This is a genomic window from Aliivibrio sp. S2TY2, from assembly GCF_028765525.1.
In the GTDB taxonomy this organism is placed as follows: domain Bacteria; phylum Pseudomonadota; class Gammaproteobacteria; order Enterobacterales; family Vibrionaceae; genus Aliivibrio; species Aliivibrio finisterrensis_A.
On the sequence record NZ_JARACS010000003.1, the window covers coordinates 337,418 to 353,200 of the forward strand.

A 15,783-nucleotide genomic window follows, 5' to 3' on the forward strand; every position below is an offset into this window, starting at 1 on the left:
CTAAAGAATTATTATGCGATTAACGATACCAAATATACTCACGTTTATCCGACTTGCACTTATTCCAGTGTTTGTTGTTGTTTTCTATCTGCCTTATGAATGGTCGGCTTTTGCCGCTGCAATGGTTTTTTGGGTTGCAGGTTTTACTGATTGGCTTGATGGGCTATTAGCAAGAAAGTTAGGCCAAACTTCTCGCTTTGGTGCTTTTTTAGATCCAGTGGCTGATAAAGTTATGGTAGCTGCTGCTTTAATTTTGATAACAGAGCATTATCATTCGATTTGGGTGACAATTCCAGCCATCACTATGATTGGGCGTGAACTGATTATTTCTGCCTTGAGAGAGTGGATGGCAGAGATTGGAAAAAGAGCCAGTGTTGCTGTTTCTTGGGTTGGTAAAGTAAAAACAGTTTCTCAAATGTTTGCACTATGGGTGCTAATTTGGCGCTATGATGATTGGATGATTTGGGTTGGTTATGTTGCTTTGTATGTCGCAACTATTCTAACGTACTGGTCTATGATCCAATACTTGGCTGCTGCGAAAGATGATTTGCTTAATGCAGACGATTGATTGAATTAAATATATGAAAAGCGAACTTAGGTTCGCTTTTTTTATGTTAATGCATTTCGTTTTTTATAGTGAATTGATATTCCTTACTTTTGTTGTCTCTTAATTGGAATGATTAGAGCTTATTTTTTAACTTATCTAGTGTTATCTGTGCCAAGAAACACATCTTTTCGTTTGTTTTATATTCATTTTGATCGCATTTTATCCAAACGGAACAAAAACAGAAAAATAGTGTTGACTCTAAGTTCTGATTCAGTAGAATGCATCCCGTACCCAAGAGGAAGGCAGTAAATAAGCAGCTAGCCAATTGAGGATACATTGGCGCCTTGGCAGAGTGGCTATGCAGCGGATTGCAAATCCGTGGACCTCGGTTCGACTCCGGGAGGCGCCTCCAATCTCTTTTTAGAGATGACTTTGCGACACTAGCTCAGCTGGTAGAGCGCAACCTTGCCAAGGTTGAGGTCACGAGTTCGAGCCTCGTGTGTCGCTCCAGATTTTGTAAAAGGCAGTCACGTAACATTGGCAGACTGTTTTAAAGATGGTGTCTAACCGTTCTTTTTAGAACACATTGGTTAGGAGCATCGCAATAAAGAATTGCGTGCCCTGGTGGTGGAATTGGTAGACACAAGGGATTTAAAATCCCTCGGCGTTCGCGCTGTGCCGGTTCAAGTCCGGCCCGGGGCACCATCGATAAAAGTCTATATTGAAAAATATAGCATGCGACACTAGCTCAGCTGGTAGAGCGCAACCTTGCCAAGGTTGAGGTCACGAGTTCGAACCTCGTGTGTCGCTCCAAACAAGAAAGCCTGTTCAGAAATGAGCAGGCTTTTTTACGTTTAAAGCAAGATAAAAAGCGGCAAGCTCCGCCAGAAATAATTGTTTTTGCGTATCAATTTCATGATTATGAATAAAAATTTCCAAAATATGAACAGCTGTGTTATTTTTCTTCACAATCTCGGAACTGTTCTGGGGGAGACGCGTTTTACCTTTATATTTGTCTAAAACTTAAAGAGTGAATACGTAGGGTAGGTATCAACAAAAGCTTGTTGATAGAAGGGATACTAGTGACGGAAACGTCATATTTATGGGAAACCCAACATTGAATACATTTAAATTACACACTCAAATCTGCTTAATACTTCCATTATGCCCTGTATTAGAAACAGGAAGCATCACCGAGCCTTGATCCTTTAAAAACTTACTGTCTTTATGGCATATATCAATCCATATCTATCATGCTATGGACAGCATTTCCACATCTTAAATTTCTTATTTAGACTATATCAATGCATATAGGCCTAACTAGAGATCACAGAAGTATAAAGAAAACGAGTTTTCAGGGTTATAAAAATGAGCACACTTATCGATGCGAATACTGTTATTTCTGTATCGCATTTATCAACTCAATTCGTAGAAGAAAATAGTCAAAAAGAGCCTAGCCAGAAGGAAAAATGGCAAAAATATTTTATTCAAACAGGTGAGGGGGGCAGCGATGAATTTCTTTCTATGTTGAATCATACCAATCGGACATTAGCTGCAGTATTTGAAAAAGTACAATCACCGTATTCAGGAGTAAAGCCTGAGCTGATTGAAAAAGCCATTCAAAGCGTAAATCTAGATAGTGAACCATCAGATCTACGACATGTTATTGATAGAACAACAGAGTTAGTTGTTAAAAACTCAATATTTGTTCAGCATCCAAACTGTATTGCGCATCTTCATACTCCGCCATTACTTTCATCTATCGCTGCCGAAGCGATGATTGCAGCGCTTAATCAATCAATGGATTCTTGGGATCAAGCTTCGTCAGCAACCTATGTAGAACAAAAGGTAATCGATTGGGTATGTGAGAAATACCAGTTAGGTATGTGCTCTGATGGCGTATTTACCAGTGGTGGTACGCAAAGTAACTTAATGGGATTATTACTCGCTCGTGATTGGATAGCTGACAAAATAAGCCAACATTCAATTCAAAAAATGGGCTTACCAGAGTATTCAAATAAATTACGCATAATATGTTCTAAAAAATCACATTTCACCGTACAAAAATCGGCCTCTTTATTAGGGTTAGGTGAGCGTTCTGTATGCTGTGTTGAAACACATTCAAATGGCACTATTGATATCAATTCATTAGAGGAAACACTTGGTGAATTGAAAGCAGAAGGGTTAATTCCGTTTGTTTTAGTGGGGACCGCTGGTACAACAGATCATGGGGCTATTGATGATTTATCTACGTTGTCTTCCATAGCACAGGCTGAAGGTATGTGGTTTCATGTAGATGCCGCTTATGGTGGAGCGTTAATATTAAGTCAGGACAAGCGGCGATTAACGGGTATTGAACATGCTGATTCTCTTAGTGTCGATTTTCATAAATTGTTTTATCAAACTGTCAGTTGTGGTGCGATCTTAATAAAAGATAAATCTAATTTCGGTTATCTACGACATCATGCTGATTATCTAAATCGTGAAGATGATGAACTGCCCAATTTGGTCGATAAATCCATCGCGACAACAAGACGTTTTGACGCCTTAAAAGTGTTTATGACAATGCAAAATGTAGGGGCAGAACAATTAGGACAAATGTATGACCATCTGCTAATTCAAGCCAAGCAAGTTGCAACCTTAATTCAAAATAATGATCGGTTTGAGTTACTGGCAGAACCATCACTTTCAACCGTATTATTCCGCTCTAAAAGTACAACGGTCAAAGAGTTAGATGATCTAAATAAAACGGTCAGGCTAGAAGCGTTAACGCGTGGTATAGCCGTTTTAGGCGAAACGATCGTTAATCATAATGTCGCGTTAAAACTCACCATCTTAAATCCATGTTTGAATATGTCAGATTTTGAATCTTTATTGAAGCAAATTGATAACTTAGTAATTGAACAAGAAAAAATAAGGGTAAAACAATAATGTCTATTCTACAAATTGGTGCAGGTGGTGTTGGATGGGTTATTGCACATAAAGCAGCCCAAAATAATGACACACTGGGCGACATTACGATTGCTTCTCGCACAATTGAAAAGTGTGAAAAAATTATCGAATCAATTAAGGGCAAAAGCAACTTAAAAGATACGACTAAGAAACTGGAAGCAAAAGTTGTGAATGCTGATGACGTTGAGGCACTCGTTACTCTTATTAAAGAAGTTAAGCCTGATCTTGTTATTAATGCGGGTCCTCCTTGGGTTAATATTTCAATCATGGAAGCGTGTTATCAAGCAAAGGTTTCTTACCTAGATACATCAGTCGCAGTGGATTTATGCTCAGAGGGACAACAAGTACCCGAGGCTTATGATTGGCAGTGGAGTTATCGTCAGAAGTTTAAAGAAGTAGGCATTACCGGTATTTTAGGTGCAGGCTTTGACCCAGGCGTAGTCAGTGTATTTGCTGCGTATGCAGTTAAGCATTTGTTTGATGAGATTGAAACGATTGATGTCATGGACATTAACAATGGTGATCACGGTAAAAAGTTTGCGACAAACTTTGATCCTGAAACCAACATGCTAGAAATCCAAGGTGATTCTTTTTATTGGGAAAACGAAGAGTGGAAACAAGTACCTTGCCATACTCGTATGCTAGAGTTTGATTTCCCACATTGTGGTCGCCATAAAGTATATTCAATGGCACATGATGAAGTGCGCTCCATGAAAGAGTTTATTCCGGCAAAACGGATTGAATTTTGGATGGGCTTTGGTGATCAATATTTAAATTACTTTAACTGTATGCGCGATATTGGTTTGTTAAGTCCTGAGCCGCTGACATTGCATGATGGTACAGTTGTTCAACCACTGCATGTATTAAAAGCGCTATTACCCGATCCAACTTCATTAGCTCCGGGTTATACCGGGTTAACTTGTATCGGTACTTGGGTGCAAGGCCAAAAAGACGGAAAAGAGCGTAGCGTATTTATCTACAATAATGCTGATCATGAAGTTGCGTATAAAGACGTAGAGCACCAAGCGATTTCTTATACGACAGGAGTGCCAGCGATTACTGCGGCGCTGCAATTCTTCCGTGGTGAATGGGCTGATGCCGGTGTATTTAATATGGAGCAGTTAAACCCCGATCCATTTTTAGAAACAATGCCAAGTATTGGTTTAGATTGGCATGTGCAAGAGTTAACGCCAGAGCAACCAAAGATTAATATTCTAAAATAATAATCAATAATTTATAGGCCGATGTATTACACATTGGCTTTGTTCGATTTTTAGAGAAGATAATAATGACAACTCAATTAAATAAAACTGAGTTAAAAACGCCATATTTCATGATTGATGAAGGTAAGCTAATCGCTAATCTTGAAGTCGCTAAACGCTTAAAAGATCTTTCTGGTGTAAAGCTTGTACTAGCATTGAAATGTTTTTCAACATGGGGCGTTTTTGACATCATTAAGCCTTACCTTGATGGGTCAACTAGCAGTGGTCCATATGAAGTCAAATTAGGCCATGAAACCTTTGGTGGAGAAACACATGCGTACAGTGTGGGTTACAGCGAGGATGATGTAAAAGAAGTGGTCGATATTTGCGATAAGATGATCTTTAATTCGCAGTCGCAATTGGCTGCTTATCGCCACTTAGTTGAAGGTAAAGCATCGATTGGTCTTCGCTTAAATCCAGGGGTTAGTTATGCAGGGCAAGATCTTGCTAATCCTGCACGTGAATTTTCACGTTTAGGCGTACAAGCTGATCAACTCGATCCTCTTGTGTTTGAAAATTTGAATGGCGTTATGTTTCACATGAATTGTGAGAATAAAGACGTAGATGCATTTTCATCGTTGCTAGAGGCTATTTCAGCTAAATTCGGCACATACTTGGATGGCTTGGAGTGGGTTAGTTTAGGCGGCGGTGTCTTCTTTACTTGGCCTAATTATGATGTAGAGAAATTGGCGTTGGTGTTAAAAGCGTTTTCTGAAAAACATCAAGTTCAATTATACCTGGAGCCGGGCGAGGCGATCATTACCAAAACGACAGACTTAGTGGTAAGTGTGGTAGATATTGTTGAAAACGGCAAAAAAACGGCCATTGTAGATTCCGCTACTGAAGCTCATCGTCTTGATACATTAATTTATAATGAGCCAGCCTCAATATTAGAAGCGTCAGAGAAGGGGCAGCACCATTATGTTATTGGTTCATGTTCATGTTTAGCTGGCGATCAGTTTTGCGAAACGCAATTTGAGCAACCACTAAAAATAGGTCAAAAACTGCATTTTTTGGATAGTGCGGGTTATACCATGGTGAAGCTAAACTGGTTTAATGGTTTGAAAATGCCATCGGTGTACTGTGAACGTACAACAGGAAAGATCGAAAAATTAAATGAGTTTGGTTACACTGATTTTAAACGTTCTTTATCCCAATGGGCGGTAAGCTCGTAAATTCTAAATAGATCAGATAATTAATGGAATTGGTGTAAGTATCAAACACAGTAAAAATGACCGTTTTTAGGCGGTCATTTTTTATGAGTTAACAAAAATAATCAAAGAGCTACGCTGGTTAGCATTAGATAACGGTAACGACCATATCTTCACTTAGCGCTTCGATCTCAGCGGCTAAGTCATTAATATTGGCGCTGATTGGTAGTTTTAAACTTAATGTTGCCGTAAACACGCTGCTGCCATTTGCGGGAACACCAATACGATGGCTATCCATATCTATTAATTCAATAGACTCTTTTTGCAGTATATTACTGATGTCATTTACGATACCAGCTCTGTCCTCAGCATCGACTTTTAGACGAGTGTGCTGATGCTCTACAATGGTTTCTAAGGCATCACTAAACGTAACGATGAGATCATCTTGAGAAGAAAAATAATCTTGCACAGCTTTTTTACGGCTTGTAGGTACTTCAATTTTAATGACCGCTGAAATATGCGCATCAAGATAGTGAACCTTACTGACTAACCACTTTCCCCCTTCTTCATGAGTTACAGAAGCAAGGCGCTTAATTAAGTCAGGGCTAGAAATACCAACAAACGCAGCAATAAATACACTTTTCATAGTGACGCCTCCAACAGAGTTATTATCTTTTTATAGTAAAGAGTAGCTACTATTTAGTGTAGACGCCTAAGTAGAAAAATGTTTGATAAGTATCAACTTACCGAGGTAAGACAATGATCTACTTCAAACTTTATCGCTCTACTTTTACCTCTTTAGTGCGTGAGCTTAGTATTTCAGAGAGTGAATGCATTTCAGGTAAAATTTGATGAATTAAATGCAGTTGCTGCAGCACCATTCTTACTGAATTTTCATCCTCATCTCGCCATTCTGAGAGGCGTTGTTCAATACTTTCTTCAGCAATAATATTCAATTTATCATTACAATCCGTATTACTGAGTTGGCATTGAATTTGGTTCAAATGTGAATGGATAATGCGATGAGATTCTGCGACTAACTGATGTGTTTCTTCATCTTTTAAACGGGTTCGATGAGCACCAAGTGCCGAAATGTAACTCAGCATGGCATGACATAAACAAAGAAAACGGAATGACTCATCCACCGCTGTTTGATATTTACCCGGTTCAATCAACATATTACTGATGGCAGAGCTGAGTGCCGCCTCATTATTATGTGCTTGTCTGCGGGATAATCGATATTGTAAGGAATCTTTTTTACCAGCTCGATATTGCGAAATTATGTTAGCTAAATAATCCTGATGCGCATTCACTGTATCAGCCATTACCTTATGCAAACGTTTTGATTGCCAGTCGGGTAGGATATAAGTGACAGCGATAACCGCTAAAATACAGCCAACAATGGTATCACCTAAACGAGGAAGGATAACCGCATAGCCTTCACCTAATTGGTTAAAGCAGAACAAAACCAAAATGGTGATAAAGGCTGTTGCAAAGCCATAGTTAGCAAGACGGAAAGCAAAAAATAACACTCCAGCGATAACCATGAGAACCAGTTGACTATCAAGAGAGGGAAACAGAACTAAGAGTGCCGTTCCTGCCAATAAACCAATAATCGTGCCTGCAACACGAGCGACTAATTTCTCTTTAGTTGCACTGTAGTTTGGTTGGCACACAAAAAGAGTGGTTAATAAAATCCAGTACCCACGTTCTAAATCAAACGCTTGGATAATGCCATAACCGGCAGTAAGTGCGAGAGCCATTCTAATAGCATGGCGAAATAGAACGGAATCAGTAGTCATATTGGCTTTTAAGCGTTGCCACATTGCCTTTGGTGTGTGTGCTCCTTGGTCTGCTAATACCGTATCTTCTTCAATATCAAGACTACGTTCTGGATTACTAATATTAGCGAATTGACGCTCAACGGTTGCTAAGTTATTAAACAGATATTCAAGTTGAATAACGGAGAGTCGCCATTCAGGTCGTTGTTGTTCTTTTATTGCGATTAAAGATTGCTGTAGTTCATCTAATGCAAAAATGGACGTTTGTGCATGTTGGTAGGATAAACCTAGAGATAAGCAGCGAGCAACCTCTTTACAGGCTAAAGATTGGCTATGAAGTAAATGCTTAAAACGAAAAAGAATGTCACTACGATTAAACGTATTCGCAAGGTCTTGGTAGCGGTAATGGCTAGAACTGACACGTTCATGAATATCTTGAGCAATGAAGTATATTTTTAAAAATCGGTCGCTAGCACCGACAACATGCCCGCCTTGAGCTCGAGTAAGTAATGAGGCTTTGCTGTTGTTTAATGCCGTTACCATTTGTGCGTTATTCTTAGCTTCTTGAATACGATAAGGTTGAGGCGTTAAGTTAGTTACAGGGTGAAACAGTTCACTTTTAATTTCTAAATATCGTGCCATCGTTTCGAATACGGTCGCTAGATTTTGTTGTACCGGTTGCAGAGGCCAGAAAATCTGCCAAGTCAGGGATATCGAATAATACCAAGCAGCCCCCCCCAATAATAACATTGGTTGGTACCAAAGGTTTGGGCTGTCGGCTGCGCCTAACATGGTATAAATCGCAATTAATAATGAACCAAACGCGATACTGGCGTAACGGGGCCCTAATGCACCAAGCATGATAAAGGAGACGGTTGAACAGAAGAGACCAATCGCAAATAAAATAGGTGTATTGAAAAGCAACTCGATAGAAAATGCGGCAATAGCAAAACAAATAAAGGTTAAAAATAATGCTTTAAGTCGGCCTGATAATTTATCTTCTGTTTCAGCTAAAGCAGCAGCGATGATACCCAGAATTAAAGGAGTAATAGCTGTGTTTTGTTCCAAATACCAACATGGAATGACGGCACCGACTAAAGCGAGCAATACACGAACACTAAAGTTGATGGTTTTATTAGCCCAGTATTGGCGAAAAATTTGTCGATAAGTCACAATAAGCAGTATCTAACGAGTGGAAAAAATCTATCATAACAAAGTCCTATCGAGAAAAAAGTATAAGCGACAAGATCATTGTCTTAATACTGATCTGGGACAACAAAAAAAGAACCTGATATCCTAGGCACTCTTCGAGTTAAATTTTCTTTAGGTAGTATTGAATAATGCAGATCAAAGCAACCACTTTCGCTCAGTGGTTAGTTCAGGGTGATTATTATCAACTTGAATTAGAACCAGAGCAGCTGTTGTTTACCTCACATAAATTCCAAGTATCAGTCCCATTTGATAAATGGAGTGGGAAGGTGACTTTTCAAAGAGGGTTGGTTTGGAGTTCTCTTTGTTTTTACAATCGAAATGATCAGGTCGCATGGCGAGTTTCAGGGCTACCGTGGCAAGAGTGTGACGCTATTATTAATAACGTCTTAAATGCGTATGCCGATTGGAAAGAATCAAAGATAGTAATGTTAAATCAATTAAAACCACAAATGTTGGAATTGGTTGATGATTTTGTTTCTCAACGCCGTTTTCTTAAACAAACCGAAGCCTTAATGATGGTCGAAAAACTGTACGATCTTTTTGAGCAAACAGGCCTTTCAATACCATTGGCTGAGCAACTGCAACCAGACAGTATTGCACCAGTATTAAATTGGTTAACTGAGCCTGAAGAGCAGCTGAAAAAGTTAAATGAAGTATGGTTAGAAGAACAAAAAGTAGAGTGGAAAACCTTCTTTTCTGAGTGTGAGTCTCAGCCATTAAATGAATCTCAGCAAAGCGCGCTATTATTAAATGAAGACCATACGTTAGTACTTGCAGGCGCAGGCTCTGGAAAAACCAGTGTACTTGTAGCACGAGTGCGCTATTTAATTGAAAGTGGCCATGCACAAGCAGACGAAATTTTATTACTTGCTTTTGGTCGTCAAGCGGCACAAGAAATGTCAGCTCGTATTATCGAAAAATTGGGATTCGACATTGGACAAAAAGTAAAAGTCGCCACTTTTCATCAACTGGGTTTGGATATTATTCGCCATGTTGAATATCAACAGCCAAGACTTTCTTGTTTAGTAACGGATGTTAAATCGCGTAAAGAGTGGTTTATCCATGTACTTGATTCTGAATGGAAAAATGCGACAGCAAGTAATCGCTGGAAAAAACATCTTAAAAAGTGGCCAATTGCTTATTTGAGAGGGGATGTCGATTTAAAAGAAGAATCGCATAATGAGAAATTGCAAGAATGGCTATATAAGCAAATATGCCAATTGAATGCATTACAACTTGATAAAAAAGAGATCATTGAACGAATAGAAACGCATATAGATGCTGCTCGTTTAAAAAGTGAGCTAAATATTGTTTGGCCATTTTTCAAAGCGTATGAGCGAACGTTAAAGCATGAAGATGCGATTGATTATGAATTGATGATATCAAAAGCGAAGCAGTACATTAATGATAAAAAATACGATTTGCCTTGGTCTTTTGTCATGGTTGATGAATACCAAGATATTTCACCTCAACGCTTAGATTTAATTGAAGCGATTTGTCATAACGAAAATACGCACAATACCAAAGCGACGTTGTTTGCTGTGGGTGATGATTGGCAAGCTATTTATCGTTTTGCCGGGGCAGATGTATCATTAACAACTGGGTTTGAGAAACGTTTTCAATCGACTCAAATTGCACATTTATCTACAACGTATCGTTTTAATGATCAAATTGGTGCAGTCGCGAATCGCTTTATTCAAGAAAACCCTATGCAGCTTAAAAAAGAGCTGATTAGTTTTACTAAGCAGAAGAGAAAGGCAGTTAAAGTTATTGAGCATTGTTCAATAGAAAAAGAGTTACTGTCTTTATCTAAAAATGCGCGCAAAGGTGAAAATGTCGTTATTTTAGGGCGCAATCACAACCATAAGCCAGATAATTTTGATGAATGGTTAAAGTATTATCCAGGCTTAAACTTAGAATATAAAACCTGTCATGCCAGTAAAGGAACAGAAGCAGATTACGTCTTTATTGTGGAGATGACCGATGGCCAGTTCCCAATGAAATCAAGAGCTGAGTCATTGGATGGCGCACTGCTTCCTCATGAAGAAGATTTTAGTTATGCAGAAGAGCGTCGTTTATTTTATGTAGCTCTAACTAGAGCAAAAAGAAAAGTGTGGGTGGTATACCATGGTAAGCCTTCTCCTTTTGTTCAAGAGTTAGTTGATAAAGATTATCCAGTGATCATTGAATAATTAACTAGAAACCAATAAAAAATCCCTTACTGAGCTATTGGTGCAGTAAGGGATTTTTTGTATTTGATTTCCACTAATATTTATAAGCGTTCAGCTAAATAAGCATCGTAATCAGGAATTTCAATTTCAACTTCTTGCGTCATATTAGGGGATGTGATCATTAATTTTGCGCTAGCACGGTTCATGGCAACCGGGACATTCCAAACCGTTGCAATACGTAGTAATGCTTTTACATCTGGGTCATGAGGTACTGCATTTAAAGGGTCCCAGAAGAAAATCATCATGTCGATTTTACCTTCAGAGATTAATGCACCTAATTGTTGGTCGCCTCCCATAGGGCCGCTTAATAAACTCTTAATAGCAAGTCCTGTTTCACGGCTGAGTAGGTTTCCTGTTGTCCCTGTCCCAAATAAAAAATGTCCCTGCAATGCGTCTTTGTTCTCCTTAACCCAGCGCAGTAGCTCTGGTTTATAATGGTCATGAGCGACAAGTGCAATATTTTTATGCGCAGGGATAATCCGTGTTGTTTTTTTCATTAAGGTTCCTTATTTAGTTTTACTTTAACCTAGCCTAGTGTTTCTTCATCTCAATTACATGACAATCATACTAATCTTGAGCAGCAACAAAGAATGTAGGTCGATATTCCGCTGGAGATAAAGAATCTTGCAATATATTTTTAGGTAAATGATCGGGTGTTAACGTTTCAATCGTTGGTGATATTTTAAAAGGCAAGGGGTGGTGGTTTAAATAGCCAATAGCTTGCTGAATGCTTAATCGACCTTGCAGTACCATTTGATCTGTAGGGGAAAATAGCACACGTTCTCGTAATAAACCGCGATATACCGCATGACTTAGGTAAGTTGAAACTAAACCAACTTGGTTTTGCATTTTTCTGCTAGCTAACTCACTGATCGCAACTTCAATGGCCACAGCTCCGCCAACTAAGTAATCTAGCTTTTCATTCTCAAGCGCATCTTGAATTAGGTTTCGTTGTAATTCTTTACTATTATCTCCCCAATAAGTTGCACTAACAATAATGTCACTTTCTTTAATAGCATCATTAAACCCTTGAGTCACAGGTTTGGTTCCACCTCGAGTTTTAGGCCCTGGTAACCAGCCAATATAGGTAATACCTGACCCTTTTGGGTGCTGCTTTGCTAGAAACTCGCCAGCTTTAAACCCCATGTTGTACCAATCTACTCCCACTTCGCCAAGATGAAGAGGAGGGCGAGGTGGAAGCGAACTCACTAATTCGTTTACACTAGCAAAGACAGGGATATTTTTAGTTAGTTTTTTTAAGTCTGATTGAAAGGCAACAGGGTCAACGGTACCTAAAATGATCGCGTCTGCACCAATAGCCACACATTGTTTAATTTGTTCTTTTTGACGGTTAACATTTGGGTATCCACCTGATTCATATACGGTGAGTTCAACGTTATTTTGTTTTGCTTCTTTTACCATCCCATAATTAACTGATAGCCAATATGAGTCTTTTAAATGAGGATAAATAGCGCATATCTTCCAAGGTTCTTTTGCTGAGGCAATAGGGGATAATAAAATGGAAAGTAATAGAATTGCTATTGAATGAAAAGTAAGTTTCATGGTCTCTTCGCACTGACTTTAGGTTGGTGATATGATACTCGCATTACTCTCTTTTCTAAAGTGCATTCAAGATTATGTTATTTGCTTCTACAGGGATCGGTCGCAAGCTGTTTCTTACTTTTATGGTAATGATTGCCCTCATGGCTTTTGGGTCCGTGGTGGGGGTTTTAGGGTTCTCATACGTTGAAAAAACCGAAAGAACCGTAATTGATTCTGCTATCCCAGCCGTCATTGAAGCTCGATATATTTCAGACTTAAGTACTAAAATCATTTCGACCTCTCAACTGCTCTCTCAAGTTGATTCTGAAAAAGAGAGAAAGACTTATGGTAAAGAGTTATTCACCTCAATTGAAAGCTTATACGACCGTTTAAAAGGGTTAGGTGTTTATCCGTTTGATAAAGCCTTACTGACACGGTTGGATCATCAAGTACAAGATATTGTCGATAACTTAGCAACAATGGGTAATAACGTTGGTGAAAAGGTAGTTTTACATCGCCTCATTCAAGAAAAAAGCAAAAAACTAACAAAAGCCGCACTGCAGCTAGAGGAGTTATCTCGCTCTCAAGTATTGAACTCTAATACCATCACTATTGCCAATGTCGTTAAAATTTATGATTTAGTTGACAACGGAGATAAAGACTCTGTTTATAGAGCGCTTGATACGCTTGTTGAAATCGACCTAGACCTAGCGGAACGATTACATGAATTGCGTTTATTGACGTTCAAAGTCGTTAATACTCTTGATGATGCAAGAAACAGTAATGATATTGCTAAAGTAGAAAAATTGCGTCAAGACTTTACTCGCGATATGACCATCATTACTCGTCGTGTGCAAGCGGTTGAAGATCCGAGTCGCACTCAACAAATGTTAACGTTGGCAAATAACCTAACAAAAAGTGAACGTCTTTTTAGTGAACTTATTCAGCTAGTTAATATTAATAAAAAATTGAAAGCATTAAGTGATGAAAACATACATAAATTTCAAGAGTTAAACCTTACGATTGCTCAACTACTTGACCAAGCTAATGATGTGACTCAGCAGGCGGTTGCTGATGTGAATTTTGTTCTTAAAGTGGTGCAACAACTGCTTATCTCTATTACTTTGTTAGGGCTCTGTTTAGTTATCTATATCATGTGGCGTTATGTATATGCCAGAGTGATCATGAGGTTGAACCAATATGAACAAGCGATTACGGATGTTGCTAATGGACAGCTTGATATTGAATTAGATACCTCCGGTGATGATGAATTGGCACAAATGGGACGATCAATCTTAGTTGCTCGCGATACCGCTCAAGAGCTTCAAGATTATAAAGACAGTTTAGAGTTACAAATTGCTCAGCGAACACAAGAGCTTAAATCAAGTAATGAAAGACTAAATGTTGAGATCATTAATCATGATAAAGCGCGAGATTTAGCCGAACAAGCTAACCGAGCTAAATCTGCTTTTTTAGCCACAATGAGCCATGAAATTAGAACACCTCTTAATGGCGTTTTAGGTACGGGAGAACTCCTTCGTGGCAGTGGTTTAACAGCACAGCAAAAGCAATATGTAGATATCATTAATCGCAGTGGTGAAAACCTTCTTGATTTATTAAATGACATTTTGGATTACTCAAAAATAGAAGCGGGTCATTTATCGATCCGAACGGTGAACTTTAATGTCCATTCAATGATCACCGATGTCCATCATTTATTTAGCTCAAGAGCGCAACAAAAAGGAATAACCTTATCATTTGACGTGCCTGCTGATATCCCAGCATGGTGGTTAGGGGATTGCACTCGAATTAGGCAAGTTCTTAATAATTTTGTGGGAAATGCGGTTAAGTTTACTCATACCGGAAGCGTGACTATCCAGTTGCATACTATTTTAGACAGTACTTTATTATTTGAAGTGGTGGATACTGGTGTTGGGATTGCTGAGCATGAAATTAATAGTTTATTTGAGGCCTTCACTCAAGCAGAAGAAGGCCAGAAAGTGTATGGCGGGACAGGATTAGGACTAGCTATCAGCCAGCGCCTTATTGAAGCTATGGGTGGTGAAATTGGGGTGGACTCTAAAGAAGGGTTAGGCAGTACTTTTTGGTTCTCTTTAGATTTAGAAGAGGGCCATAGTATTACAACCTCTAATGATGAAGGAATAGAACCTACTGTGGCGCCAGCCCATTTACTTTTAGTTGAGGATAACCCTGTTAATCAAATGGTCGCGGTTGGTTTTCTTGAGCGCTTAGGTCATAAAGTAACGGCGGTAGATACAGGGGCTCTTGCGGAAAAAGCTGTGAAAGAGACGCAGTTTGATATGTTACTTCTAGATATTAATTTACCAGACACTGATGGCGTATCATTACAAAAAAGATTAAGAGATATTGAGAAATCAAAAGAGAATACTGAAGGAAATACACCGATGTTGGCTGTTTCTGCGCACGTATTTAATGAAGATGTTGAGAGCTATTTAGCTGCAGGGTTTGATGGGTTCTTGGCAAAACCATTGGTGGAAAACCAACTTATAAAAATGTTGAATCGTTTTTTGAGTGATGCCCATCAAGTTTCAGAATTGAGTAAGATTTCTGAATCTGAAAAAGTGATTCAAATGAATAATGGTGTGAAAGAAGAGACAATAGCAATGATATTAGACGAGAAAGTACTTCAAAGTGATTTAGCGGTATTAGGTGAAGAGCGAATGCTTAAAATCATTAATTTATTTAAACAGTCTTCTAAAGAGAATGTACTTCAACTAAAAGAAGCAATAGACAGTTCTGATGCGCATCAAGTTAATCAACTAGCACATAAATTAAAAGGTTCAGCAGGAAGTTTAGGACTAATGCAATTTCATTCGCTTTGCCATGCTTACGAGCAGCATGGAAAAAATAATGATATATCACAGTGTAAAAATGATGAACTAAGTCAGATTTATGGCGCTGCAATTTTGGCGATAAATAAATTTTTTACTTAATAAACATGTAGATAGTGAAAGTCTTCATTGAATTGTGAACTGCGTCGATTATTCGCCCTCTTTATGTATTGTTTTTGAGAATTCTAATGATAATGTCCGAGGATATCAGAACTGGTTTGCCTTAGGAGAG

Annotated in this window: 9 protein-coding genes, 4 tRNA genes and 1 pseudogene; 10 read left to right on the forward strand and 4 right to left on the reverse strand. The window is 38.6% G+C overall.

What is annotated here, in order from left to right:
- Positions 1 to 13 precede the first annotated feature (13 nt).
- The 8 genes and pseudogenes from pgsA to nspC all read left to right on the forward strand — a co-directional run bounded on the left by pgsA (position 14) and on the right by nspC (position 5,936).
- On the forward strand, positions 14 to 568 hold the full coding sequence (pgsA, locus tag PVK63_RS07915) for a CDP-diacylglycerol--glycerol-3-phosphate 3-phosphatidyltransferase (protein ID WP_130047417.1): 555 nt from the start codon (positions 14 to 16) through the stop codon (positions 566 to 568).
- Positions 569 to 885: 317 nt separating this feature from the next.
- Positions 886 to 959: transfer RNA gene (locus tag PVK63_RS07920), tRNA-Cys, on the forward strand.
- Positions 960 to 981: 22 nt separating this feature from the next.
- A tRNA-Gly gene (locus PVK63_RS07925) sits at positions 982 to 1,057 on the forward strand.
- A gap of 108 nt (positions 1,058 to 1,165) precedes the next feature.
- Positions 1,166 to 1,252: transfer RNA gene (locus PVK63_RS07930), tRNA-Leu, on the forward strand.
- 32 nt (positions 1,253 to 1,284) lie between these two features.
- Positions 1,285 to 1,360 (forward strand) — tRNA-Gly (locus tag PVK63_RS07935).
- Positions 1,361 to 1,978: 618 nt separating this feature from the next.
- A pseudogene (locus PVK63_RS07940) lies at positions 1,979 to 3,478 on the forward strand (pyridoxal phosphate-dependent decarboxylase family protein); the annotation flags it as partial.
- Positions 3,478 to 4,722 carry a carboxynorspermidine synthase gene (locus PVK63_RS07945; RefSeq protein WP_130086143.1) on the forward strand — a complete coding sequence of 415 codons (1,245 nt, stop codon included), beginning with the start codon at positions 3,478 to 3,480 and terminating at the stop codon, positions 4,720 to 4,722. The pseudogene PVK63_RS07940 and the gene PVK63_RS07945, both read left to right, overlap by 1 nt.
- 65 nt (positions 4,723 to 4,787) lie before the next feature.
- Entirely contained in the window at positions 4,788 to 5,936 is a 1,149-nt protein-coding gene (gene nspC / locus PVK63_RS07950) for a carboxynorspermidine decarboxylase (RefSeq protein WP_130086144.1), read from the forward strand.
- Between the two features lie 124 nt (positions 5,937 to 6,060).
- Here nspC and PVK63_RS07955 read toward each other — a convergent pair whose 3' ends face one another.
- Both PVK63_RS07955 and yccS read right to left on the reverse strand, forming a co-directional pair.
- Entirely contained in the window at positions 6,061 to 6,558 is a 498-nt protein-coding gene (locus tag PVK63_RS07955; RefSeq protein WP_130086145.1) for a glycine cleavage system protein R, read from the reverse strand.
- A 130-nt stretch (positions 6,559 to 6,688) separates the two neighbouring features.
- Positions 6,689 to 8,866 (reverse strand): YccS family putative transporter, encoded by a 2,178-nt coding sequence (yccS, locus tag PVK63_RS07960; protein WP_130086146.1) that lies wholly within the window; start codon positions 8,864 to 8,866, stop codon positions 6,689 to 6,691.
- 167 nt (positions 8,867 to 9,033) lie between these two features.
- On the opposite strand from yccS, the gene helD reads away from it, so the two are divergent.
- Positions 9,034 to 11,097 (forward strand): DNA helicase IV, encoded by a 2,064-nt coding sequence (gene helD, locus PVK63_RS07965; protein ID WP_130086147.1) that lies wholly within the window; start codon positions 9,034 to 9,036, stop codon positions 11,095 to 11,097.
- An 80-nt stretch (positions 11,098 to 11,177) separates the two neighbouring features.
- Here the strand turns inward: helD and PVK63_RS07970 are convergent, their stop codons facing one another.
- Together PVK63_RS07970 and torT are read right to left on the reverse strand one after the other, a co-directional pair.
- The gene (locus PVK63_RS07970; protein ID WP_130046070.1) at positions 11,178 to 11,633 is read right to left on the reverse strand and encodes a methylglyoxal synthase; all 456 of its coding nucleotides are present in this window, start codon (positions 11,631 to 11,633) and stop codon (positions 11,178 to 11,180) included.
- 70 nt (positions 11,634 to 11,703) lie between these two features.
- Positions 11,704 to 12,699: a TMAO reductase system periplasmic protein TorT gene (torT, locus tag PVK63_RS07975; RefSeq protein ID WP_130086148.1), complete on the reverse strand. Its 996-nt coding sequence runs from the start codon at positions 12,697 to 12,699 to the stop codon at positions 11,704 to 11,706.
- Between the two features lie 74 nt (positions 12,700 to 12,773).
- On the opposite strand from torT, the gene torS reads away from it, so the two are divergent.
- On the forward strand, positions 12,774 to 15,653 hold the full coding sequence (gene torS / locus PVK63_RS07980; protein ID WP_130086149.1) for a TMAO reductase system sensor histidine kinase/response regulator TorS: 2,880 nt from the start codon (positions 12,774 to 12,776) through the stop codon (positions 15,651 to 15,653).
- Positions 15,654 to 15,783 lie beyond the last annotated feature (130 nt).